Annotated in this window: 24 protein-coding genes; 17 read left to right on the top strand and 7 right to left on the bottom strand. The window is 43.5% G+C overall.

Going from position 1 to position 24290, the window contains the following annotated elements:
- Positions 1-44: 44 nt before the first annotated feature.
- Both nfsA and MHH65_RS17860 read left to right on the top strand, forming a co-directional pair.
- Positions 45-794, top strand: a complete 750-nt coding sequence (gene nfsA / locus MHH65_RS17865; RefSeq protein WP_098677123.1) for an oxygen-insensitive NADPH nitroreductase — start codon at positions 45-47, stop codon at positions 792-794.
- Between the two features lie 57 nt (positions 795-851).
- The gene (locus tag MHH65_RS17860) at positions 852-1853 is read left to right on the top strand and encodes an LLM class flavin-dependent oxidoreductase (RefSeq protein WP_080701182.1); all 1002 of its coding nucleotides are present in this window, start codon (positions 852-854) and stop codon (positions 1851-1853) included.
- A gap of 320 nt (positions 1854-2173) precedes the next feature.
- On the opposite strand, the gene MHH65_RS17855 is transcribed toward MHH65_RS17860, so the two are convergent.
- The gene (locus tag MHH65_RS17855) at positions 2174-4600 is read right to left on the bottom strand and encodes a S8 family serine peptidase (RefSeq protein WP_098677124.1); all 2427 of its coding nucleotides are present in this window, start codon (positions 4598-4600) and stop codon (positions 2174-2176) included.
- A 500-nt stretch (positions 4601-5100) separates the two neighbouring features.
- Between MHH65_RS17855 and MHH65_RS17850 the strand changes: the two genes are divergently transcribed.
- The 6 genes from MHH65_RS17850 (at position 5101) to MHH65_RS17825 (ending at position 11058) form a co-directional block, all read left to right on the top strand.
- Positions 5101-5379 carry a hypothetical protein gene (locus tag MHH65_RS17850; protein ID WP_034281298.1) on the top strand — a complete coding sequence of 93 codons (279 nt, stop codon included), beginning with the start codon at positions 5101-5103 and terminating at the stop codon, positions 5377-5379.
- 52 nt (positions 5380-5431) lie between these two features.
- Complete coding sequence (locus MHH65_RS17845; RefSeq protein ID WP_034281297.1) at positions 5432-6265, top strand: PRD domain-containing protein; 834 nt, start codon at positions 5432-5434, stop codon at positions 6263-6265.
- Between the two features lie 255 nt (positions 6266-6520).
- Entirely contained in the window at positions 6521-7909 is a 1389-nt protein-coding gene (locus tag MHH65_RS17840) for a sucrose-specific PTS transporter subunit IIBC (RefSeq protein WP_034281296.1), read from the top strand.
- A gap of 19 nt (positions 7910-7928) precedes the next feature.
- Complete coding sequence (locus tag MHH65_RS17835; RefSeq protein WP_061110228.1) at positions 7929-9386, top strand: sucrose-6-phosphate hydrolase; 1458 nt, start codon at positions 7929-7931, stop codon at positions 9384-9386.
- 188 nt (positions 9387-9574) lie between these two features.
- Entirely contained in the window at positions 9575-9829 is a 255-nt protein-coding gene (locus MHH65_RS17830; RefSeq protein WP_024423823.1) for a hypothetical protein, read from the top strand.
- A gap of 155 nt (positions 9830-9984) precedes the next feature.
- Positions 9985-11058: a chitobiase/beta-hexosaminidase C-terminal domain-containing protein gene (locus tag MHH65_RS17825; protein ID WP_335350990.1), complete on the top strand. Its 1074-nt coding sequence runs from the start codon at positions 9985-9987 to the stop codon at positions 11056-11058.
- Positions 11059-11105: 47 nt separating this feature from the next.
- Here the strand turns inward: MHH65_RS17825 and MHH65_RS17820 are convergent, their stop codons facing one another.
- Both MHH65_RS17820 and MHH65_RS17815 read right to left on the bottom strand, forming a co-directional pair.
- Positions 11106-11915, bottom strand: a complete 810-nt coding sequence (locus tag MHH65_RS17820) for a bifunctional hydroxymethylpyrimidine kinase/phosphomethylpyrimidine kinase (RefSeq protein ID WP_024426411.1) — start codon at positions 11913-11915, stop codon at positions 11106-11108.
- 125 nt (positions 11916-12040) lie between these two features.
- Positions 12041-12355 (bottom strand): general stress protein, encoded by a 315-nt coding sequence (locus tag MHH65_RS17815; RefSeq protein ID WP_024426410.1) that lies wholly within the window; start codon positions 12353-12355, stop codon positions 12041-12043.
- A gap of 128 nt (positions 12356-12483) precedes the next feature.
- Here MHH65_RS17815 and MHH65_RS17810 point away from each other — a divergent pair, with 128 nt between their 5' ends.
- Together MHH65_RS17810 and MHH65_RS17805 are read left to right on the top strand one after the other, a co-directional pair.
- Positions 12484-13311 carry a glycosyltransferase family 2 protein gene (locus tag MHH65_RS17810; RefSeq protein WP_024423819.1) on the top strand — a complete coding sequence of 276 codons (828 nt, stop codon included), beginning with the start codon at positions 12484-12486 and terminating at the stop codon, positions 13309-13311.
- Entirely contained in the window at positions 13308-13988 is a 681-nt protein-coding gene (locus MHH65_RS17805; RefSeq protein ID WP_046312854.1) for a uracil-DNA glycosylase, read from the top strand. Before MHH65_RS17810 ends, MHH65_RS17805 begins: the two co-directional genes overlap by 4 nt.
- A 33-nt stretch (positions 13989-14021) precedes the next feature.
- On the opposite strand, the gene MHH65_RS17800 is transcribed toward MHH65_RS17805, so the two are convergent.
- Entirely contained in the window at positions 14022-15380 is a 1359-nt protein-coding gene (locus tag MHH65_RS17800) for an aldehyde dehydrogenase (protein WP_041115436.1), read from the bottom strand.
- 170 nt (positions 15381-15550) lie between these two features.
- Here MHH65_RS17800 and MHH65_RS17795 point away from each other — a divergent pair, with 170 nt between their 5' ends.
- The 3 genes from MHH65_RS17795 to MHH65_RS17785 all read left to right on the top strand — a co-directional run bounded on the left by MHH65_RS17795 (position 15551) and on the right by MHH65_RS17785 (position 17666).
- Positions 15551-15883, top strand: a complete 333-nt coding sequence (locus MHH65_RS17795) for a YwdI family protein (protein ID WP_034281287.1) — start codon at positions 15551-15553, stop codon at positions 15881-15883.
- A gap of 33 nt (positions 15884-15916) precedes the next feature.
- Complete coding sequence (locus MHH65_RS17790; protein WP_098677125.1) at positions 15917-17224, top strand: purine/pyrimidine permease; 1308 nt, start codon at positions 15917-15919, stop codon at positions 17222-17224.
- A 70-nt stretch (positions 17225-17294) separates the two neighbouring features.
- Complete coding sequence (locus MHH65_RS17785; RefSeq protein WP_025093833.1) at positions 17295-17666, top strand: DUF423 domain-containing protein; 372 nt, start codon at positions 17295-17297, stop codon at positions 17664-17666.
- Positions 17667-17706: 40 nt separating this feature from the next.
- On the opposite strand, the gene MHH65_RS17780 is transcribed toward MHH65_RS17785, so the two are convergent.
- The 3 genes from MHH65_RS17780 to MHH65_RS17770 form a co-directional block, all read right to left on the bottom strand.
- Positions 17707-18324: a cupin domain-containing protein gene (locus MHH65_RS17780; RefSeq protein WP_024423814.1), complete on the bottom strand. Its 618-nt coding sequence runs from the start codon at positions 18322-18324 to the stop codon at positions 17707-17709.
- Positions 18325-18453: 129 nt separating this feature from the next.
- Positions 18454-18984 carry a spore coat protein GerQ gene (gerQ, locus tag MHH65_RS17775; RefSeq protein ID WP_024426405.1) on the bottom strand — a complete coding sequence of 177 codons (531 nt, stop codon included), beginning with the start codon at positions 18982-18984 and terminating at the stop codon, positions 18454-18456.
- 193 nt (positions 18985-19177) lie between these two features.
- On the bottom strand, positions 19178-19843 hold the full coding sequence (locus tag MHH65_RS17770) for a YIP1 family protein (protein WP_242026008.1): 666 nt from the start codon (positions 19841-19843) through the stop codon (positions 19178-19180).
- Positions 19844-20027: 184 nt separating this feature from the next.
- Here MHH65_RS17770 and MHH65_RS17765 point away from each other — a divergent pair, with 184 nt between their 5' ends.
- Genes MHH65_RS17765 through MHH65_RS17750 form a run of 4 tightly spaced genes read left to right on the top strand, consistent with a single transcriptional unit; the run spans position 20028 to position 24289 of the window.
- Entirely contained in the window at positions 20028-20798 is a 771-nt protein-coding gene (locus tag MHH65_RS17765; protein WP_176967128.1) for a glycosyltransferase family 2 protein, read from the top strand.
- Between the two features lie 6 nt (positions 20799-20804).
- Complete coding sequence (locus MHH65_RS17760; protein ID WP_041115440.1) at positions 20805-22217, top strand: CDP-glycerol glycerophosphotransferase family protein; 1413 nt, start codon at positions 20805-20807, stop codon at positions 22215-22217.
- Positions 22218-22238: 21 nt separating this feature from the next.
- Entirely contained in the window at positions 22239-23417 is a 1179-nt protein-coding gene (locus MHH65_RS17755) for a DegT/DnrJ/EryC1/StrS family aminotransferase (protein ID WP_098677127.1), read from the top strand.
- Complete coding sequence (locus tag MHH65_RS17750; protein ID WP_098677128.1) at positions 23414-24289, top strand: GNAT family N-acetyltransferase; 876 nt, start codon at positions 23414-23416, stop codon at positions 24287-24289. Before MHH65_RS17755 ends, MHH65_RS17750 begins: the two co-directional genes overlap by 4 nt.
- The last annotated feature ends 1 nt before the right edge of the window (position 24290 follow it).

The raw sequence follows: 24290 nt of genomic DNA, 5'->3' as shown, positions 1-24290 counted from the left end.
TATGTCTTTGCCTTATGATAGAAGAAGTGAAGGAGGTCTTCGAATTGAACAAAACGATAGAAGCCATATTAAATCATCGATCCATCCGTTCGTTTACAGACGAGCGTTTGACAGAAGAAGAGGTGCTGACACTGATTAAAAGTGCACAGGCTGCTTCGACATCAAGCTATGTACAGGCGTATAGTATTATTGGGGTGACAGATCAGGAGAAGAAGGCCAAGCTTGCTGAACTGGCTGGGAATCAGCCTTATGTTGAGAAGAATGGGCATTTCTTTGTCTTCTGTGCAGACTTGAAACGCCATGATCATATTGCAAAAAGAGCAGGGAAGAATCATCAGGAGGCGTTTGAGAACACGGAAGCCTTTCTCATTAGCGTCATCGATGCGGCATTGGCTGCACAAAATGTCAGTGTTGCTGCAGAATCAATGGGACTTGGGATTTGCTATATTGGCGGACTGCGTAATCAGCTGAGAGAAGTCTCTGAAGTGCTTGAAACGCCATCTTATGTGCTGCCGTTATTCGGTCTGGCTGTTGGTCATCCAGCTAACCAGTCGTCTCAAAAGGAACGGCTGCCAGTTGAACTCATCTATCATGAAAATTCATATCAGCAAGATGAAGCGCATGTGGATCGTTATTTAAAAGAATACGATGATCGTATTTCGGCATATTATGAAGAACGAACAAACGGTGAGAGAAAAGATACTTGGTCTGAGCAGATGCTGCGGGGCTTTAGTCAGCCAAAGCGTGCCTTCCTTGGAGAATTTGTGAAAGAGAAGGGCTTTAATCGAAAATAAATAAGACATCCCCCTTTCCATTTAAGAGAGGGGGATTTCTGTAAGAGGTGCAGCATAATGAAATTAAGTATACTGGATCAATCTCCTTTGATTGGAGACGCAACACCTGCTGAAGCACTGAAGCAGACGGTTGAACTGGCGAAGCAAGCGGAGAAGTGGGGCTATCACCGTTTTTGGGTATCAGAGCATCATTTTTCAAACCGGCTTGCAGGATCGAGTCCAGAGGTGCTTCTCGGCCATTTATCAGCCGTTACGTCGCACATCCGCATTGGCTCTGGCGGCGTCATGCTTCCCCACTACAGTGCCTATAAAGTAGCAGAGAACTTCAGGGTTCTCGAAGCGCTGGCTCCCGGCAGAATCGATCTTGGGATTGGACGTGCCCCTGGTGGTATGCCCATTTCTTCCATCGCCCTTCATCATGGTGAGCGAAAGCGTCTAGGCGACCAATATCCTGAGCAGGTAGAGGAATTGAAGGTGTATTTACATGATCTAGCGGATGAATTTTACCCGCTGCCTCATTTGACCGCTTCTCCGAAGGTAGAGACCGCGCCAGAAGTATGGATGCTCGGTTCCTCTGGCGGGAGTGCAAGGCTTGCGGCGAAAGCAGGTGCAGGCTACACGTTTGCGCTTTTTATTAATGGTGAAGGCGGAGAAGACTCTGTGGAGCAATATATCAACCGATTTGAACCTTCAGTATTCGGTGAAAAGCCGCGTGTCAGTCTGGCAGTCTTTGTTTTATGTGCCGAAACAGAGGAGCAGGCAGAAAAACTGGCTGTCAGCTTAGATTTATCTTTACTTGCCAATGAACAGGGACTGAATCTTGAAGGCTTTCCTTCATATGAAGAGGCACAGTCGTATTCCTACAGTCCATATGAACAAAAACGAGTGGCTGCTAATCGTCAAAGGATGGTCGTTGGAACGCCAGCATCTGTGAAAGAGCAGCTAACCGCACTCGCGAAGGCTTATCGGACAGATGAATTGATCGCTGTGACCATCACACATCACATGCAAGACCGGCTCACATCGTATCGTTTATTAAAAGAAGCCTTTGATGCATAACGTATGTATATTTATCGCCTGCGGAGCCAGTACAAGGGGAAAAGGAGCATCATGGTGAGGAAGAAGGCGGCTGACACGAGCAGGCTGAGCGGGTAGATACAGGAAGTATAAACAGACAGCTCGCATGCTTGATGAAAAGGACGAGGCTGCTTCGTGTGTAAAAAGGTTAGAAAATAAACCAAGGTGATCGTCAGGAAAAAAGCAGTAAAAAAAGAAACGATCCATAGCAATATCAACATGAGTTTCTCTTTCCTCCATATATGATCGAAAAGCCTTGATGAGCTTATCCGCTCATACAAGGCTTTTCTTGTGATTCACATTTATTCAGGGTAAATTTCGAAAGCTTCCTTCGTTTGTACGGTATCTGATTTTCCTTTCAAGCTTGCATACGCAAGCATTGTATACTCACCAGCTTCAAGCTTCTGGCCTTGATTGATTGTGCCATTCCATTTTACGCGGTGTTCTCCTTTATCAACATGTTGATAAACACCAGCTTCACCTAAATACTCTCCATCGGTCGAGTAGACAAGGAATGCAAGGTTCTCAGCACCGCCAGGCAGGTAGCTGCTAATGACATAGCTTCCAGCACGATTGTCCGGCTCTACGGAAACAGAAGTGACGCGCGGATAATCAGGCTCTTTCACAATCAATAAAGTAGGGATTTCTGTGATCTTTCTGCCATTTTCGCGAAGGGTTATGCTGCCTTGGTACGTCCCTTTTTTGGTTTTTCCGTAATTCACCTGTACTGCGGAAGTAAAGGATCCAGTGGAATTCCCTTTGACGGTGATTTTTTTCGTTCCGTTTGTACTAATGCCGCTGCCATTGAATTTGTAATCAATGGTATACGTTTTCGGTGCTTTTGAAAGGTTTTCTACCTTAAATTTTTTCGTTTTGATTTGAACGCCTTTTTCCTTTAAGAAAGTGCCGTAAGAATAGCTCGCATCAGAAACGATAGAAGACGCCTGAAGTGATTCCATGATTCGAACGCTGCCTGTTCCTTGTGTGTTATGAGGGAATGGGCTGCCATTTGCGTCAAACAGTTTTTCTGCTGTATTCATCAGCAATGCTTTGATTTGTTCAGTTGAGTACGATGGTTTTGCTTGTTTGATGATCGCTGCAACTCCTGCCACATGCGGAGATGCCATACTTGTTCCTTGCTTAGACCCATATCCGTAAGGCTGAGAAGGATCATGCGTTGGGATCGTACTCACAATGCTGACGCCAGGTGCTGATAGATCAGGCTTAATCATCCACGTATCCACAACCGGTCCGCGGGATGAGAAGTCAGCGACTTGCTCACTAAGTTCCTTGACAAATTGAATGGAGAAAGCCGTTGTATCGTTTCCAGCCTCAATGGCTTTAATAAGCGCTGTTCCTTCAGCTTTTGACAGCTTAATCGTAGGAAGTGCGAGTCCTGGTACGTCGACTGGGATTTCTCCATCGGTATTGTTATACATCACAACGCCGATTGCACCAGCGGCTTTTGCATTGTCGACTTTATCCACAAAAGCAATGGCACCACGTTCAATTACGGCCACCTTTCCTTTCACATCGATGTCTTCAAACGCCTTTTCGTCACCGATTCCTGCTTGGACGAGTGTGACTTGTTTTTGGTCAAGCGCTTTTAAATCACTCTCTTGGTAGTAGCCCATGACTTTTGCAGTAGAATAGTTCGGGAATTTCACATTGTAAAGGCTGTACGGAAGCTGAGTTGCTCCGACAGAAATGGCCTCTCTTGACGTGCCGGGAGAACCGACTGTCCAGCTGTTCGGACCGCTGTTTCCATTCGAAGTAACAGCGACAACGCCTTCAGACATGGCCCAATCAAGTGCAATGCTCGTTGCATAATCAGGGTTATTGACACTGTTTCCAAGAGAGAGGTTCATGACATCTGCTCCGTCAGTAACAGCCCGGTCGATGCCTGCAAGAACGTTCTCAGTTGTTCCAGATCCACCTGGTCCAAGTACACGGTATGCAAGAAGCGTGGCATCCTTTGCGACCCCTTTAATTTGTCCATTTGCCGCAATCGTTCCTGCCACGTGTGTGCCGTGATCTGTGGATTCGCCTCTAGGATCTCCTTTAGGTGTCTCTTGCGGAGAATAATCATTATCAACAAAATCATAGCCTTTGTATAAACCGAAGTTTCCTTTTAAATCAGGGTGGGTATAGTCTACTCCAGTATCAATGACTGCGACTTTGACCCCTTTTCCAGAATAGCCGGCATCCCATGCTTTTGGTGCACCGATAAATGGAGCGCTTTTATCCATAAGCGGGGAGACATCTTCGTTTGGAAGCTGGATGCTTTCTTTTTTCACTTCATCGGTTTTATATGTAACATCCGGATAAACGGCTTTTACTCCATCCACTGCGAGCAGCTTCGGGATTTCGTTTGCAGGAAGTTTCATAGAGAAACCAGAGAAAACTTTTTCATATTCTTGACGAACACTCGCTTTATCTACCTCTTTGAGTGCTGCGTTCTTTACTTTTGTTCGAGATTTTTTGAGGGAGGCCTTTGTTTGTGATTCGCCTTCTTGCTCGGCTTCAACTAAGGATTTTTCCTTTAATTCAACAATGACAGTGGTTTGTTTTTTCGAGTTGACATTGATTTCACCGAAGATTTCTGCTTTTTCTAGTTCCATCTTTTTGTTAGATGGAGCAGCAGCAGCCTGTTGACCGGTAAAGAATGTGGATAAAATAAAAATAGTGGAGAACAAAAGAACAGAAGAACGAGATATTACCTTTTTCATTTATTTTCCCCTTTCTAGCTGTGTTTTTAGGGAGATAGCCTTTCTTTTTGTGGATAAATAGGAAAGATTCACTGCCCGTTATTAAGTATTCAATACGTTGAAAACAATTCCTTTACTAAAATGGTCTTATTTTACATAGTTATAAAGAACTATTTTGTTTATAAAGTCGCACTTATTCACAAATGTCTGTTGATAACTCAATTATTCAGATACATATATGGAAAATAAAAAATTTACATACACAAAATCTAGTAAGAGGGTGTTGATATGTGGATAAACCCTGTTGATAAGGTGTGCTTATCTTTGGGATAGCGTGTGCATAAAATTTTCATTGAAACATCCAGGCACATGATGATCTTCTGCACTTTTCAACAAAACTTCTGAAAACTAGTTGGTTTTTTCACCCAGATTGTGACAAACCTCTCTTTTTTCTCGGGATATGATAGGAGCAGTTGTTTTGCTAGAGCTGCTAGATTCTAAGAAAAGCGGAGGGATGTTCAGTGAAGAAATTAAAAAGCTGGTTGAGCGTATGGTTTGGTTTTATGATGAATGTGCTTGTGAACCCTGGTGTGATGATGAAACAGCAAGGGTTTCAGGCGGCCGCGGCGGATGCTGGATTCTTTGAAGTAGTGAAAGAGAGAGAGCTGGAGAAACTGGCAGAAGAACATAAGAAGAAACGCAGGATAGAGAAGCGGTTTACTCAAAGTCTGATGATGCTTGAAGAGAAGACGATGCGAGAGGCGCGTGCTGGTCCGCTCTTACCTTTACAGAAAAAGTGAAACAGGGTAAAATCCCACATAAGAAATGTTATCTGCTGGGAGAGGATACCCCTTGAAGATATATAAAATATTGAATAACAACGCAGTGATTGTGAAGGAGGGCGATCAGGAGAAAATTGTGATGGGACCCGGAATTGCTTTTCAGAAGGGGAAAAATGACGTCGTTCCTCTTCAAAAAATAGAGAAAATCTTTGTTGTGCGTGAAGAAAATGAGAAATTCAAACAAATTCTTGCCACATTGCCAGAAGCGCATATTGAGGTAGCAGAGCATATCATCAGTTATGCAGAGGGGAAACTCATGATGCCGCTCAGTGATCACATTCACATATCACTGACTGATCATTTGTCCTTCGCCATTGAACGCCTTCAAAAAGGCATTGTGTTATATAATAAATTGCTTGGTGAGATCAAAGTCTTATATAAGCAGGAATATGAGATTGGAAAGTATGCCATTCGTTATGTAAAGGAGCGGCTTGGGGTTGAACTGCCGGACGATGAGGCAGGATATGTGGCACTTCATATTCATACGGCCAAAATGAATACGGAGTCCATGAAAAAGACCGTGAAATATACAACGATGATTAAAGAAATGATCGAGCATATTGAAAGATATTTTCAGCATTCAATTGATGAGGATAGTATTTCCTATCAGCGGCTTGTGACACATTTGAGGTATGCATTAGGCAGGTTGGAATCAAATGAGGCATTTCAAATCATGGACGAAGACATGCTGATTTTTATCCAAACAAAATATGATACAGCGTACCGGTGTGCACTTGGACTTGCTGATTTGTTAAAAGATGAATATGGACTTCATCTCCCTGAATCGGAGATCGGCTACATCACGCTGCATGTCCAGCGTCTGCAGGAAGCCGAATTGGTTTAAAATGATGTGCCTGCATGCAGGCTTTTTTTTATGCACACTACTCTTATTAGTGTACATGGGTCATTGGATTTGAAAAAAGAGGTTGACGCATGTCACAGTCTTATACTATGATGAAAGCGTAATCAAAATTTGATACCGCGGGATTGTGACTGTCAGGCAGGCAAGACCTAAAATTTGCGTAACGAGGGGACGTGTATGTCCTTTACTCGTTGGTGAATTTTAGGTCTTTTTTGCTTTAAAAAAGGAGGAAACTTCATGGATTATCAAAAAACAGCCAAAGAATTAACAAAACTGTTAGGCGGAAAAGAAAATGTCATCAGTGCTACGCATTGTGCAACAAGACTCAGATTGGTGGTGAAAAATGAGGATTTGATTGACAAAGAGGCCATTGAAGAACTTGAAGGTGTAAAAGGGGCTTTCTCAAGTTCAGGACAATTTCAAGTCATTTTTGGAACGGGATCTGTCAACAAAGTATATGAACCATTTGCTCGTGAGACTGGTCTTGAGACTGGCGACGAGAAACAAAAGCCTGTCAGCCATGATGAAGCAGTGAAACAAAAAATGAATCCACTTGCGCGTTTTGCAAAGACGTTATCGAATATTTTTGTACCAATCATTCCAGCAATTGTGGCAAGCGGTTTGTTAATGGGTCTCTTAGGTATGATGAAAGCCTTCAAATGGGCTGATCCAAGCTCTGCGATCTTCCAAATGCTTGATATGTTCTCAAGTGCAGCCTTTATCATTTTGCCGATTTTAATTGGGGTCAGTGCAGCGAAAGAGTTTGGCGGAAATCCGTATTTAGGGGCTGTCATTGGGGGAATTATGATTCACCCGAATCTGCTTAATCCGTGGGGATTGACGGAAGCAAAACCTGAATATATGCATTTATTCAATATTGATATTGCTCTTCTTGGTTACCAAGGGACGGTTATTCCAGTGTTATTGACCGTATATATCATGTGCCTTGTTGAGAAGAATTTAAGAAAAGTCGTTCCGAACAGTATTGATTTACTTGTGACCCCATTTGTGACGGTGATTGTCACTGGATTTGTGACATTTATTGCAGTTGGACCGCTTGGAAGAATGCTTGGTACAGGCATTTCGAATGCACTGACATTTATTTATGACCATGCAGGGTTCTTAGCAGGACTCATTTTCGGCGGTGCTTACTCTTTGATTGTGCTCACAGGGGTTCACCATAGCTTCCATGCGATTGAGGCAGGGTTGCTGAATGATATTGGGCGTAACTATTTGCTGCCAATCTGGGCAATGTCCAATGTCGCGCAAGGCGGGGCAGGATTGGCTGTTTTTTTCTTAGCCAAGCGTGCAAAAACAAAAGAAATTGCCCTTCCTGCTGCCTTCTCTGCTTTTTTAGGAATTACTGAGCCTGTTATATTCGGTGTAAACCTCCGCTATCGTCAACCATTTATTGCGGCGATGATTGGAGGAGCATTGGGCGGGGCATTTGTAGTTTTCACGAAGGTAGCAGCCAATGCTTATGGTTTAACAGGCATTCCGATGATTGCGATTGCAGCACCATTCGGTGTTCAGAATGTGGTCAATTATGTGATTGGTATGTTAATCGCTGTTGCTGTTTCATTTATTCTCACTATCATTTTTAAAATAAAAGAAGTCGAAAAATAATCAAGGAGTGGTCACAGTCATGACAACTACTGACGCAGCACTTCGTCAAAAGATAGCAGACCGTATTCGAAACTATGAGCATTTGGTCAAAAAGGATGTGTACCGGCAGCATTTTCATTTGATGCCGCCAGTCGGTCTTTTAAATGATCCGAATGGGCTGATTCAGTGGAAAGGAATTTACCACGTCTTTTATCAGTGGCAGCCATTCAAAACGGGGCATGGTGCAAAATTCTGGGGGCATTATACATCGACAGATCTAGTCAATTGGCAGCACGAAGAAGCCGCTCTTGCCCCAAGTGATTGGTTTGATCAAAACGGCTGTTATTCTGGCAGTGCATTTATAAACGATGGGCAGATGCATGTGATGTACACTGGAAACGTTCGGGATGAACAAGGGAACCGTGAGACGTATCAATGTTTAGCTGTTTCAGAGGACGGTATTCACTTTCACAAAAAAGGTGTCGTGGCGACGCTGCCGGAAGGATTCACCGCCCATTTTCGAGATCCAAAGGTATGGAAGCGAAATGGCCAGTGGTACATGGTCCTTGGTGCACAAAGCTTAGACCTCAAAGGACACCTTGTCTTATTTACCTCTGATACGTTAGAGAATTGGACGTTTCAAGGCACGATTGCAGGCAGCGGAAAGAATGGTTTAGACAATTTCGGCTATATGTGGGAATGTCCAGACCTGTTTGAATTAGACGGCCGGGATGTATTGATTGTGTCACCGCAAGGGCTAGAGCCGGATGGCTTAAAATATCACAACACACATCAATCAGGCTATTTTGTTGGCACATTGGATGATCATTCCTATCAATATACACACGGAGCGTTTGAGGAGCTGGACCGCGGCTTTGACTTCTATGCGCAGCAAACCTTTCTAGACGAATCAGGCAGACGACTTTTAATCGGGTGGATGGGGGTGCCTGATCAAGGAGAAGAACATCATCCGACCATTTCTTATCAATGGATACACTGCCTCACGATCCCGAGAGAGCTCCGTTTAGATGAGGACGGACATCTGATTCAAAAACCAGTAAGTGAACTTCAATCCATGCGGACCAATGAACAAGAGCATGTTTTTCATATTAAACGTTCTGTTCATTCCATCCCTGTAGAGGATATTACGAGCGCAGAGGTATTCATTGATCAAATTGACACACAAAAAGGGTTTGAATGCTGTATCCGTGCAGCAGCACGCATCATCTATGATAAAGAGGAAGGGAAGCTGACATTAGAGCGGGATCGATTTGAAGATCGATCAAAGGAAGTTCGTGAAGTAGTCATAGAGGAATTACACGACCTTCATATCTTTATCGACTCATCGTCAATTGAGATTTTTGTAAACGGAGGCCGAGAAGTTTTTACTGCACGTTACTTTCCTTCCCCGGGAAATAAATCGATCTCCATCAGTGGCAGAAATGAAACAAAGCTGAAACTGAAGACATGGCATTTACAAAGAGAAGCAGATCAATGATCTGCTTTTTCTAGTGAGATCAGCCTGTATCTTAGAGCCTATAGCGTGTATATACAAGGTTGGCCTAAAGCGGTTTGATGACGTTTTACATATATGATAACAGGTGGAATTATGGTATCATTTTAAAATATATACAGCTGAGGCTGACGTTTATCCAAATGCGGTAGGACAAAAAAGGGGTTGTTTACTTGAATTCAAAACAGCAGCCGACGACTAGAAAACGCTTGGAGACAATGGCAGATCATGTTGAAGATAAACGTGAAGAATATAAAGAATTGCTCATTCAAGTTCAATCTATTCTCGGTGAACCTTCTTTAGAGCAGGAAGAAGTGAAAGAGAAGCTGTCAGATACGTATAAACAAATGAAAGAATATGCTTTATTTGTTGAATCCATTGAAGCCTTTATTCGAAAAATGGCGAAAGAGTCCGATCAGCAAAAATAGGCGTTCATGTATGGATAAAAGAGTGTACTCGGAAGCGGGTACGCTTTTTTTATTCAATAAGATTATTCAGAAATTTAAATGAAAGCGTTGACATTTGTGTTGTCATGATCAATAATAAATAAAAATTTCATCTGAGCATGTACAGGAGGAACGATATGAACTATACAACCAAGAAATGCCTGATCACCTTTATTATTGTCCTGTTTTCTATGAGTTTTCTTTTTCCTTCCGTTTCTTCTGCCCGAAATCATACGTCATCTGCTGCGTCAACTGCTTCAGTCCCGTCTGGTCAATATTATCGTTCACAAGAGGTAGCTCTGCATTCTCACGTTCAAAAAGCTTCTCTTTATTACACAACAGATGGCAGCCAGCCGACAACTCAAAGTCAGTTATACAAAAAGCCCATTCATATCGAAACTGATACGACTTTAAAAGTAAGCGCTTACATAAATAGGCATCGACTTGCTACGTCTACGTACAATTATCGTTTTGTCACACGAGAGGATATCGCATCATCTTTTTTATCTTTTGAATATCAAGGAATGCCTTATCGGTTGTACATTCCGAAAAATCATAAGAGGGGTAAAGCCTATCCTTTAGTCCTCTTCTTACATGGAGGCGGGGAGAGGGGAACAGACAATCAAAAGCAGTTACTTGCGAATGATGGTGCAGTTTTATGGGCTTCTCCTGAAGTTCAAAAGAAACATCCTTCGTATGTACTTGCACCTCAGGCGCGAAATGCTGTCGATGGAGGCTTTGCATTAACAAGAAATGTGCAAAATGAAATTGATCTGACGAATGTGTTTCAATTTTCACCAGATTTACACAAAGCTTATGGTGTCCTTCAGCATGTGTTAACTTCTTATCAGATTGACCAGAAAAGAATTTATGCGACGGGTTTATCACAAGGTGGATTTGGCACGTACCAGTTGAACATCACATATCCTCGTTTGTTTGCAGCAATGATTCCTATTGCGGGGGGAGCAGATCCACGCAAGGCGGGAATTTTAGCGAGCAAGCCAATATGGGCATTTCATGCAGAGGATGATTCCATTATCCCTATCAGCTATGCGAGAAATACAATTCAAGCTATTCAAAAAGCTGGCGGCCAGCCGCTTTATACGGAGTATGCAACCAAGTATGGATATGACCATGCATCATGGACGCCTGCTTATGAGACGCCAGGCTTAACAGATTGGCTGTTTGCGCAGAGACGAAGCTTTCGATAAACAAAAACCGATTCACCTTCTAACAAGGCGAATCGGTTTTTTCTGTTTTATTTGTCAAAACGATGAGCAGAATGCTTTGTTGGTCCGATGTATTCGTTTAGCTGGAAAGAGCCTTTAATGGCAGCCGTGATGAATTCTTTTGCTGCATAAATGGCTTCTTTCACGTCTGATCCATTCGCTAGTTCAGCTGTGACTGCTGCTGAGAATGTGCAGCCTGCGCCGTGTGTGTATTCTGTGTCGATTTTATCTGTTTCAAGGCGTTCGAAGGTTTGTCCATCATAAAGCAAATCGATGGCTTTGTCTTCGCTGAGCTTACCGCCTCCAGTGATTACCACATACTTTGCACCAAGTTCGTGAATGCGTTTTGCTGCTTCTTCCATTTGTTCGATCGTTTTGATCTCGCCGATTCCGCTTAATTGACCTGCTTCGAAAAGATTAGGTGTGATAACGGTTGCCAGTGGCGTGAGCTTTTCACGCAATGCTTCCGCGTGCTCTGGGTAAAGGACTTCGTTCGCACCCTTACAAACCATGACAGGATCAATGACGACATTTTTTAGGTCATATGTTTTGATGGTGTCAGCTGCAAGCTCAATCACGTCGACGGTTGGAAGCATACCCGTTTTCAGCGCATCTACACCAATACCTTCTACAATGGTAGAGAGCTGCGCGCGAATTGTCGCCGTATCAATTGGAAACACCTGATGATCCCAATGATTATGAGGGTCCATTGCAACGACAACGGTTAAAGCTGTCATCCCGTAGACGTTTTTTTCTTGAAACGTTTTTAAATCTGCTTGGATACCTGCACCGCCGCTTGAATCCGAACCTGCGATGGTGAGTGCTTTATTCATAGACATAGTTGCTGAACCTCCAATGTGATGTGTAACAGTTACTGTTCTATCCCTTATTATAATCAGCTTTTCCATTTATCACAATGAAACGGCATAAAAAAGCGTTCCTCTCATCGGAACGCCTCTCTTTCTTACCTTTTACAAATCACCAATTTCCCTTTTTTCAGTTCATCTAAAAGGGTTAAGGCTAACTCTTGATCGGCCCCAGTTGACATCATTTTGGCCATCAGTTCATCATCCCGGGTGCGAATGACATTGGCGACTTGATCCAAAATCCCTTGATCGACCGCAGTCATGCTTTTGGCATCTGTATACTCCGTTACGGTATCAGAGCGTTCTGGGTCGTACGCAAAAACAAAAACAGCGTCTTTTGATGAACCCGATGAATGAATGTGGTCAATGGTCTGTTTTGCTTCTTTACTATTTTCCACCGTGATATATTCCATCATGATCACTCCTTTTCATCAAAAATTCCCATTTTCTCATCAAATCAAACCGCCTTTTATATCATGAGAAGAAAGTCAATTTATGTTTTAATGGAAAAAGACGAATCTATTAAAGGAGTAAGCTGCATATGAAGATTTCCTTATTAATTGTGACACATAACCGGCTCAGCGCACTGTGTGAGCTGCTTGAATCCATTACAAGACAAACCGTACAGCCTTTTGAAATTGTTGTCGTCAATGATGCAGGAGAGCGAGTCGACATCATTCAGGAACTTTACCCTGAGCTTCCGATCCGCTTGATTCATTTAGATGAGAATGTCCAGCATGTAAATGCCAGAAATGTGGGGGTGCGGGAGCTGACAGGAGACGTCATCATGCTGAGTGACGACGATGATTACTTCACACCTTGTCATATCGAACGCATGAGCAAGGCGCTGGAAGATGCCGATTTTGTCTTTTCTGATGCAGAAATTGTATCATTTGAAGAAAAAGGCGCGACCCGTTTCCCGCTGTCGAGGCGTTTGTTTGCTTACACAGCGGATATTGAGGATATGCGTGTCTTTTCTACATATGTTCCTTCGGGCAGTATGTACAAACGCTGTATACACGATGAGATTGGCTATTTTGATCCAGCGATGCATCATTATTGGGACTGGGACTTCTTTTTGCGTGTATCACAGCATGCCCGAGTCAAACGAGTGCCAGCGGCGAGCGTGATCTATGCGTTTTTTGACGGTGGTGGAAATCAGTCTAGTGATCTTGGTGAAACAAGGAAAAACTACTTAGATGATTTAAGTGAAAAGCATGAACTGGGCGATCTGCCGACAGCGAACTTTGCGATATTATTAGAAGAACCAGCGATGAAAAAAAGAGAATCAGAGAGTGAGATTGTGTGGGATGGAAAACCGATGATCTCCAGACTAGCGCAGCAAGTAGAAGGAGGAAAACCACAATGAAGCCATTTTTAAATGATAGCTGGTGGGCTGTAATGAAAAGTGAATTTGAACAGCCGTATTATCAGGAATTACGTGAATGGATGAAGGAAGAATATCGCACGCAGACCGTTTTTCCAAAACCAGATGACGTATATCGTGCTCTTCATTTGACGTCATATGAAAAGGTCAAAGTGGTGATTTTAGGACAAGACCCTTATCATGGCCCAGGGCAGGCACATGGATTAAGCTTTTCTGTTCAGCCGGGCGTCAAACACCCGCCATCTTTGAGAAATATTTTTCAGGAGCTAAAGGATGATCTTGGCTGTCCTGTTCCAAACCACGGTTCACTTGTCAGCTGGGCAGAGCAGGGTGTGCTGCTCTTAAACACTGTGCTGACTGTGAGAAGGGGCGAGGCGAATTCTCATAAAGGCAAGGGCTGGGAACGAGTGACAGACCGCGTGATTGATGTGCTGAATCAGCGTGAGCAGCCTGTCGTTTTTGTGTTATGGGGAAGACATGCTCAAAACAAGAAAGAACGCATTGATCAAAACAAGCATTTCATCATTGAGTCACCTCATCCAAGTCCTTTTTCTGCAAGAAACGGCTTTTTTGGCAGCCGGCCCTTTTCAAAGGTAAACGCGTATTTAAAGCAAATGGGGATTGAAGAAATCAATTGGTGTATCAAGGATATTGAATGAAAATAGGACGAGGGGAGAGCCCCTTCGTCCTGTTTATTTTAAAAATTTGCGGACCAAGTCGAGTCCATTTTTCGCATTTGGATAACGGAAGGAAAAATCGAAGCGATTGGTTTGCCGCAGGACGCTTTTTTCATGCGTAAAAGTAAAGAAGCTTTCCTTCCCGTGATATCGCCCCATGCCGCTTTCGCCGACGCCTCCGAATGGCAGGTAAGGGGTAGCGACATGCATAAGCGTGTCATTGATACATCCTCCGCCAAATGAGAGGTTGTCTAGAATATAGGATTCTGTTTCTTTATTTGTTGTAAATAAGTAAAGCGCAAGCGGCTTCGGCCTTGCTTTGATCATATGAACTGCCTCATGCAGAGAATCAAAGGTCATGACAGGCAGAATCGGTCCGAAAATTTCCTCCTGCATGACAGGATCTTCCCATGTGATGTGGTCTAAAATGGTCGGAGCGATTTTGAGCTCCTGTTCATTGCGCTGTCCACCTGTGACGATCGTTCCATTTGAGAGAAATTGTGTAAGCCTGTCAAAGTGACGCTGGCTGACATTTTTTCCAAAGTGCGGATGCGTTTCGGGATGTTCACCATAAAAATCACGGATACAGGCTGTCATTTCTCGCAAAAGTTCCTCTTTGATGGATTCATGAACGAGCAAATAGTCTGGTGCAATGCAGGTTTGCCCTGCATTGGTGAATTTTCCAAAGGTGATCCGCTTCGCTGCCAGCTTGATGTCGGCATCAGGCATGACGATGCTGGGACTTTTTCCGCCAAGCTCAAGTGTGACAGGGGTCAAATGCTTTGCGGCGGCTTCCATGACGACTTTGCCAACTGCCACACTTCCAGTAAAGAAGATATAATCAAAGGGCAGTTTCAGCAGTTCTGTACTGACTTCAACACCGCCCTCTACGACAGCCGCATGGTCTTCTTGAAATACACGTTTGATGATAGTGCTGATCACTTGTGAGACTGCCGGCGTCAGCTCAGACGGCTTTAAAATCACGGCATTTCCCGCAGAAATCGCACCGACTAATGGAGAAAGGGCCAATTGGAAAGGATAGTTCCAAGGAGCAATGATGAGCACAGTTCCATAAGGTTCCTTGATAATCATGCTTTTTGATCCGATATGAGTCAGCGGTGTTTTCACGCGAGTTGGCTTCGCCCATTTGTGAAGGTGCTTGATGGTATGATTGATTTCTTCATACACCATCCCAATCTCTGTTGTATAGGCTTCCTGTTCGGATTTATGTAAATCATGAGCTAAGGCCTGTAATATATCCTTTTCATGCTGTTTGATTGCTGCTTTTAAATCTTGAAGAATGCGGATGCGTTCTTGAACCGCCGGCTTCTGAAAGACTTTTTGTTTCTGAAATAGAGCCGTGAGCTTGTCCATTATTCAATCCTTTCATAGACGATTTTGTTCCTTTTATTATGTGTGAATGAAGATGATGGGTCAAATAAGAAAGGCGTGAGCGCACTGCTTTGAAAAAATGAACCCATTTGGTTTGTTCATTTGGTAAAATAATGTTGAAAAGAGATTTTTTTAGATTGGAGGGTCTACCCTTGAATATTCATATATCAAGCCTGCTTCAAAAAATGGAGGAAGCGGTTCAAAAAGCAAAACAAAGTGGAAATGATGAAGAGGTGAAACGTCAAGTAGCGGCCATTTCTTCACTATGTGATGTCATTCTCGACGCACCATCAAAGGTGCAAATGCCGCAGTCGCCGGCCATCTCACCACCTCCATCGATACATACACCATCAGCGCCATCTGTGACTACAGATCAAGCCATGCTTGAGAAACTCATGGGCACAAGTGGTGCGAAGAAATTTCAGCAAAATGATGAGGGTCAAAAAGAGAAGGACGGGAACGGCGACTCTATTTTTGATTTTTAATGGTCTTGTCACGACAAAGGGAAGGTGATCGGTTTGAAACTATTTTTGGGCGCCATTCAGTGGATGGCATTTTTTATCGCAGCTTCTATCGCCGTACCAATTGCGATTGCACAAGCATTTGAATTGAACCAAGTGCAATCGGCGGAGCTGATTCAAAGTACTTTCTTTTCACTTGGTCTTGTGGCGATGGTGCAGTGTTTATGCGGCCATATGCTGCCGATCAATGAAAGTCCAGCAGGGCTTTGGTGGGGTGTGTATACCCTTTATGCCGGCATGACAGGTACAATCTTTGCGACGTATCCTGAAACCCTGCAAGCATTACAAGGGGCTTTAATTTTTAGTGCTGTTTTCTTTTTTATTTTTAGTTTATTTAAAATCATCAATTGGCTCGCGTCTTTATTTACGCCAGTCGTCACAGGCATTTACCTGCTGCTGCTTGTTGTGCAGCTAAGTCAGCCAATCATGAAAGGGCTGATGGGCATCGGCTATCGGGGAAATCAGGTGGACGGGCTTGTCTTTTGCTTATCGATCTTGATTATTATCCTCACCTTCATGATCAGCCGCTCCAAATGGCATTACTTGAGGCAGTTTTCTGTGTTATTCGCACTTGCAGGCGGATGGCTGTTATTCGCTCTACTCGGATTGGCGAAGCCGGTCCGAATTCCAGAACAAATCATCGAGTTTCCGAAGCTGTTTCCATTCGGTATGCCGGTCTTTGACAGCGGATTGCTTGTCACGTCCTTTTTTATAACGATTTTACTCATTGTGAACATGCTGGCAAGTATTCGAATTGTGGAAAGCTCAGTGAAGGCATTTGGTGAACTGCGTGAGCGGAAAAGAGCACGTCCTGCCGGTTTTGTCGCAGCATTTGGTCATTTATTAAGCGGGCTGATCGGGGCGATTGCGCCTGTACCTATTTCGGGGGCAGCCGGATTTATCCAGACAACCAAAATTCCATCGAGAAAGCCATTTTTCATAGGAAGTCTGCTCATTGTACTCATTAGTTTATTCCCGCTGCTCATGAGCTTTTTCTCTGCATTGCCATCACCTGTGGGGCTTGCTGTAAACTTTGTGGTCTTCTCTTCTATGATTGGGATTGCGATGTCGGAGTTTGATCAGTATGAGAAAGAAGAAATTCCGCGGATTCGCTTTGTTCTTGGGATTGCTGTTTTAGCAGGCGTAGGGGCGATGTTTGTGCCTCAGGGGGCCTTGAAAGGGATGCATCCTGTGCTCATTTCATTATTAAGCAACGGTCTTGTTCTAGGCACACTCATTGCGATCGTGGTCGACCAAGTCTTGTTACGAAAGAAAAAGAAATCCGACAATCTCGTGTCAACGTAAAGGGAAAGTTGAATGTCGCCCTTCACCCGCGCTATGATAAATATAATTGACGAGATAAGGAGAATGACGAATGAAACTATTTTTCATTTTAGGTGCTATTAACGCCATGCTTGCTGTTGGACTTGGAGCCTTCGGTGCGCACGGTCTAGAAGGGAAAATCCCTGAAAAATATATAGAAATATGGAATAAAGGTGTTCAATATCAGATGTTCCATGCCATTGGCTTATTTGTTGTCGCTTTTCTTGCAGATAAGCTGTCAGGTGTCTCCTTGGTTCCTGCCGCTGGCTGGGTAATGCTTGCAGGCATCCTTTTCTTCTCAGGAAGCCTTTATGTGCTGGCATTGACGCAGGTGAAGATTTTAGGTGCCATTACTCCTATTGGCGGAGTAGCATTTATCGCCTCTTGGATCATGCTTGTCATTGCAGCAGCAAAAAATTTATAAGCCAATAAACCGATGCTCTCATAGGGGCATCGGTTTTTTCTTAACTCCAGTAAGGGGTATAGTTGGGCGGTGCTTGATAATATGGGACGTAGTGAGATGGAGGGACAGGATGCGTTTGAGACTCTTCCTCCCGGTGGCAAAATGGTCCGATAAACACACTTGGTTTCACAGGCTTTATCGCCTGCTTCCACTGTGTTTCGTTCATGCAATAAGTATGGGCCATGATGTGAGAAGGGGTGAGGGTGAGAAGGTCTGAGCCTAGGATCACTTCAGGTGTAGATGCGTTAAAAATGGCTAACAAATGAGTTCTGTCTTGGAGAGCGACTTCATAGTGCCACCAGCCTTGAGGCACGTTTGCCACCTGTCCAGGTGTGATGGTGTAGGTGTGCAGTTTTTTTGTAAATGGATTCAGCATCGATACGGCAGCAGAACCGGCTATACAATAAACAAGCTCTGCGGCATTTTGATGATAATGAGGCTCTACGACTTTGCTTTTACTCAAATATATATCCAGCAGGGACACTTGATCCAACGAGTTTAATTGTTTTTTTCCTAACACATTAATCAGGTTATGCTGATCGAATTTCACAAGGGGGCTTTGATTCAGATCGTATGAAAATTTGACATTTGGTGATGTATAATCCAGCTCAACAGTCATTGATGTCACCTCTAGGCTTTTGATAAAAACTACTAGGCATCTTATGAACAGCGCCCTAGAGGTGTGACAAAAACCTAGACAAAAGAAAAAAGCAAGGGCACCTGAGCCTTGCTTTTGCCATGCTTGACGTTATCTCGGAGAATACGTAGACATGGAGTATGGATAGTCGTATTGAATTTCCCCATCAAACGTAATGTAATCAAGATAGATCGTTAATAGTAAGTATCGTGTTCCTGTCTTATTATCACTAATGATAATGTGGTCACGTCCTGCAGCTTCAATGACGCCTCTAAAAATCTTCGAATTCCATTCCTTGCTCGCCTCAAATGTCATATAAATCGTGGCTACCTTGCCGCGGTTCAATCGTAAAATATTTTCAATATAGGACTGCTCAATAGGCAGCTGCCCGGTGACATTCTGCTGATAAACCGGTCCAGAAGGAATTTGATATGGCTGACCGCCGCCCTGCGTTCCTTGGCCTCCTTGTGAAGTGCCGGTAGACGGCATTGGCGAAAACCCCTGCTGCATTTGACCCTGCGTTTGGGGAGGGACTGAATAACCCATCTGCTGCGCAGGATACGGATTTGCTCCATATTGTTGCTGGCGAAAATCTTGACCTTCGAAACCCGAACCTTGCCCAAATTGATTTTTCAATTTCATAACGTTCCTCCTCTTTCCTCATGGTGTTCTAAACAGAAGGCGCTAAAGCACCTGTTGTTTCCATAGCATTCTTTCTCTCTTTCACACTATGAGACAGGAGGGGAGAATATGTACATTGAACGAAAAAAAGGAACTGCTATGCAATTCCTCAGCGTGAAAACAATCCCTCGTATTCTATCGGTACTCGTCTTTTTTACATGATCCAGTTTATAGCGTGCTGAATATCAAATAAAAGTGTCATGATGAGAAAAAACGCGGCGAGCGGTGTAATCACAATGATGAAGGCTTGCCATAATCTGAGCTTCATCACAGCGACAATGCCTAAAACAGCCATTCCCAATATCCACGTCTTTGCATATGCTTCCGTAAGAGGTAAAAGATCGAGATAATACCATACTTCATAATGCTGATCTAAATATGGTGAGATTTTAACAAACGTATACGGACCAAGCATCCCAACAGTGAAAATCCAAGTAAGTGAAAATAAAGCAGAAGGGAAAAAGACCGTCAGTGTGCAGGCTTTGAGTATATCTCGATATGCCGTTTGACAGTCGAAAAAGAGACGGCCTAACCATTTAATCAGGAGGACACCGAAAAATAGAATCATATTGCCTGCCAAAATACCATATCCCGCTCCTTGTAACAGAATAAAAGGGAATGGAATATGATTGCCCATATACTCGCTAAAATACCCTTCGTAGATCCAGCCCGTACCGGCGATACTTGCAAGGAGCATCATCAGCCAAATGGGAATATTGGAATGTTGATATGAGCGAATAATCGTTTTTGTCGCGACGAAAATTTTAAAAAATCGAAAAAATCCTTTTACTTCCTCTTCTTGGGAGTGATCATTCTTCATAGCTTCCAATGTTCTTTACTCCTTTAATACACACAAATGATTACTTATATTACCAAAAAATTCGCATTTTTCAAAGATAGATCAATAAAAAAATACAATTTTATAAAAAATAGGTCACTCTACAGTCTCTTTAAGAGGAGACACATATGATAAACATAGTTTGAAAGAGACCGAGGTGAAAACTTTGACAAAAGTAACTGTCATTATGACGAGCTACAACAAGGCGGCTTACGTCGGCAGATCGATTGAAGCGGTCCTGCAGCAGACGCTGTCAGACTTTGAACTTTTTATCATGGATGATGGATCAAACGAAAAAACCCTTGCTGCGATTGAACCGTTTCGCAAAGATCCCCGCATTCATTTTATCCAAAGCGGTGTCAAAACGCTGGAAGAGAGAACAGCGAAAACTCGCTACGCCGTGCTGATTAATCAAGCATTAGAACTGGCAAAGGGCGAGTATATTTCCTATGCAACAGATGACAATGTCTACGCCCCGGACCGTTTAGAGAAGCTCACTCATTATCTAGATGCCCATCCAGGTAAAGAGATTGTCTATTCTAGTTCTAAAGTGATCTATTTAAATAGCAAAAAAGAGCCAGTGAAAGAAACGATTCGGCCGGCGCAAACAGTGCAATGGAATGCCCCCTGTGCCATAGATCATTGCTCGGTCGTACATCGCGCATCCATTTTATCAAAAATTCATGCTGAATTTGGGTCTTACTGGGACGAGAGTCCGCATTTTTATCGGATAGGGGATGCCCGTTTCTTTTTTCGGTTAAATCATTTTTATCCGTTCTATCCCTTTGATGAAATATTAGATACAAATTACATCACAGAACAGTCCATTCATTATCAGCTGGCAGAAGAAGAGAAAAGTGCCTTTATTCAAGCACTTCCCGAGCAGTCTACCTGCTGGGAGCTTCGCAGTATATTAAAACAAAAACATGGGAGGTGACCTGAAGTGTCGCACTATATTCATCATTATTGGCAGGTGTACTTTGAGTATGTGAATCTGATGAAGGATTTGTCCTACAAGCAAATTCCTCTTGGGTTGATCAGTAATTTTTATCAATATATCAGTCCTGAAGTGAGGGAACGCATGGAAGATGAAGCATTCGGTCAAGAACTGACAACCGCTTGTCCATTACCGGAAGAGATTCAGCCATTTTTTGATCAGCATAAACAGCAGATCAAGCGTATCGCTTATCGTCCGGCGAATGGAAAGGTATTGCTTCACTTTGAACACCTGCGTTTTACGGAACAAAATTACACGCGGTTCCATCCAAACCAAACGGTGGTGCTCGCTCGCTGGAAGAAGGCGGATTATTACGGATTACCCGTGATCAGTAAGCCGGAATTAGCCGGAGAGGTTAATAAAGAAGCCCACGCTGAATATATTGAAAAAGCAAATGCTCTCCTTAAACCTTACGCTCACCACCCTGTCTTTGGCAATGTCTTTTTTAGAGAAAAACTGCGGAAGGACATTGTGCAATTTATTGATGTCATTGACCAGATAGAAATGCTATTTCAAATGCAGCCGATTGCAGCTGTTATTGTTGGAACGACAGAGGATGTCTACAGCCGCGTACTCGCTTTGCAAACAGTGAAACGCCAGCTTACGAGTATCTGTCTTCAGCACGGCGCGCTTATGGGAGACGAAGCCTTTTTACCGATTTTCACGACTTGCCATGGGGTGTTTGGAAAGTATGAAAAGGACTGGTATGTAGACAAAGGCTGTCAACCGGAACAGGTAGAAATCACAGGTCATCCGAGGTTTGATTTGGTGAAGGAGCGAACGCCGCTTCAACAGGATCTCATTTTTCGTAAATTGAACTTCAGTCCGGCTAAAAAGACCGTACTTGTGGCAACGCAGCCGTTTTCTGAAGCCTTTTATGGCGATGTTCTTAAAACGATCGCGAAACGGAAAGACATTCAGCTGATTATGAAGCCGCATCCTTGGGAAATTGCTCGAAATCGATTAAATGACTATGTGACTATTGAACGAGCGGGAAATCATGTGAAATTGATTAAAAAAGAAATTGACCTGTATGACCTGCTGCCATATGTGGATATCGTGATTACGCTCACATCTACAGTTGGTCTTGAAGCGATGCTTTTTGAAAAGAGTGTGCTGATCGGGAAAATGACAGAAGGCAGAAGATACCCATATTACGAGTCGCTTGGCAGCTATCATATGGAAAACCCTGTTGAACTAGCTGAGAAAGCCATTCGTATTTTGTCGGATGAACAAGAGATGAAACTGGCAAAGCAGCAAGGAGCTCAGTTCATTAAACAACATTATCCGCATGCGCGATCTATCGATGTTCTGCTTTCTCTGCTCAAAACAAAAACCGGTGTGGATTTTCAGAGATGAAGATAGGGGTGTGCAAGCGATATGGGAAAAAAGAGAGCACAATTTCTTCCTTATGCTCTGCCTTTCATTCAGCAGGAAGAAATTGATGAAGTCATTGGAACATTAAAGTCCGGCTGGCTGTCAACTGGACCAAAAGTAAGACAGTTTGAAGAAGAATTTCAGCAGCTGACAGGTGCAAAACATGCGATCGCTGTCAATTCATGTACGGCTGCTTTATTTTTAGCGTTAAAGGCAAGAGGGATTAGGGCTGGGGATGAGGTGATTACAACCCCTCTGACATTCTGCGCAACAGCCAATACGATTATCCATACGGGAGCAGCGCCTGTATTTGTCGATATTGATCCAGCGACACTCAACCTGGATGCAGAGAAAATAGAAGCGGCCATTACACCACATACAAAAGCGATTGTTCCTGTTCACTTTGCCGGTCAATCGTGCGATATGGACCGAATTTTGGCGATTGCCAAAAAGTATGATCTATTTGTACTTGAAGATGCTGCCCACGCTCTTTACACAACGTATCACGGTCAGCCCGTTGGATCCATTGGTGATGCGACCGCTTTTAGCTTTTATGCAACGAAAAACCTAGCGACTGGTGAAGGCGGCATGCTGACAACAAATGATGATGCGCTTGCGGCTCGGATTAGAAGACTAGCGCTCCATGGGATGAGCAAGGGAGCGTGGAATCGTTATGGAGAAAAAGGAACGTGGTATTACGAGGTCGAGGAACCAGGCTATAAAATGAACATGTTTGACGTGCAGGCATCGTTAGGGCTTGTTCAACTAAGCCGACTAGATGACATGCAGGCGCGGAGAGAACAGATTGCAAAAGCATACAATCAGGCTTTTCAAAAAGAAGCGGGTCTGATCCTGCCGCCTGTGCATCAAGAAGGAAGACATGCATGGCATTTGTATGTACTGCAAGTGAATCCAAAAGAAGCATTTATCACGCGTGATGAACTGATTGATCAGCTGCAAAAGGAATATAAAATCGGCACGAGTGTTCACTTTATCCCTGTTCACTTGCATCCATACTATCAAGAAACATATCACTATTCACCGGAGGATTTTCCTGAGTCACTTGCATACTACAAGCAGACGCTCTCACTGCCGCTCTATCCAAGTATGACAGATGAAGATGTGCAGGATGTTATCACAGCGGTGTTGACTATTTTAAAAGAACAGAAGGCATTATCATGAAGGTCGTTCATGCTGTAGATGATCAGGTGCTGGCTGCTTGGCTGGAGAAATACGGTCAACAAGCGGAACAAATGAACGGCTTCAAGCAGTTTGCTCTTGTTAATGGCGCACAGCTAAAGGCAGTCCTGTTATATGAATGGTCAAAATGGGAAAGCGGCATTTTTCATCAGCATATTTTTCATGTGAAGTTTGTCGAAGCGGAGACAGCGTCTGCTTTTCAAGAATTGATGGAGCGTTTCATCAATTGGATGAGAACAGAAAAATGCGATTTTTTCTTTTTACGTCTTGAAGCGTCTGATCTTGAAAAAAACCGCATCGTCCAAAGGCTGTCACATGTGTACTATGTGGGCGGTCTCACTCGTCTTGAGGCGCCGCCTGTTCAAATGGAGATGCCATCTACAGGTGAAGATGTGGTCATCAGTCTGCCGGATGAAAAGGATTACGATGAGGCGGTGTCACTTGCTCATCAGGCTTTTGTGAAAAGCCGGTATGCACTTGATCCTTTTTTAGATCAGAATGCCGTCCAGCATTTTTTTCAGGAATGGATGAGAAACAATTTACTCGGACGTGCAGATATCAATCTCGCAGCAAAGTTGAACGATGAAGTCATTGGTTTGATTCAAGGGGTGACAAAGGGCGATGAACTGGTACTTGATTTATTGTCCATTAGAGCGGATGCACAAGGAAAAGGGATCGGAAAAAAGCTCGTGATGGCGATGATTAACGCCTCTCATGAGAGAGGGCATCGGTTTATGTCTGCCGGAACTCAGATGCATAACACAACCGCGATTCAGCTGTACGAAAAGCTGGGCTTTAGAACAAAAAATGCCTTCTTGTATTACCATGTGTGGCCGAAAAAAGGAGAGAGGTAAG

This window comes from Bacillus sp. FSL L8-0654, from assembly GCF_038629965.1.
GTDB classification, from domain to species: domain Bacteria; phylum Bacillota; class Bacilli; order Bacillales; family Bacillaceae; genus Bacillus; species Bacillus safensis.
The sequence above is the reverse complement of the archived record's forward strand: the minus strand, read 5'-3'. Positions and strand labels throughout refer to the sequence as shown.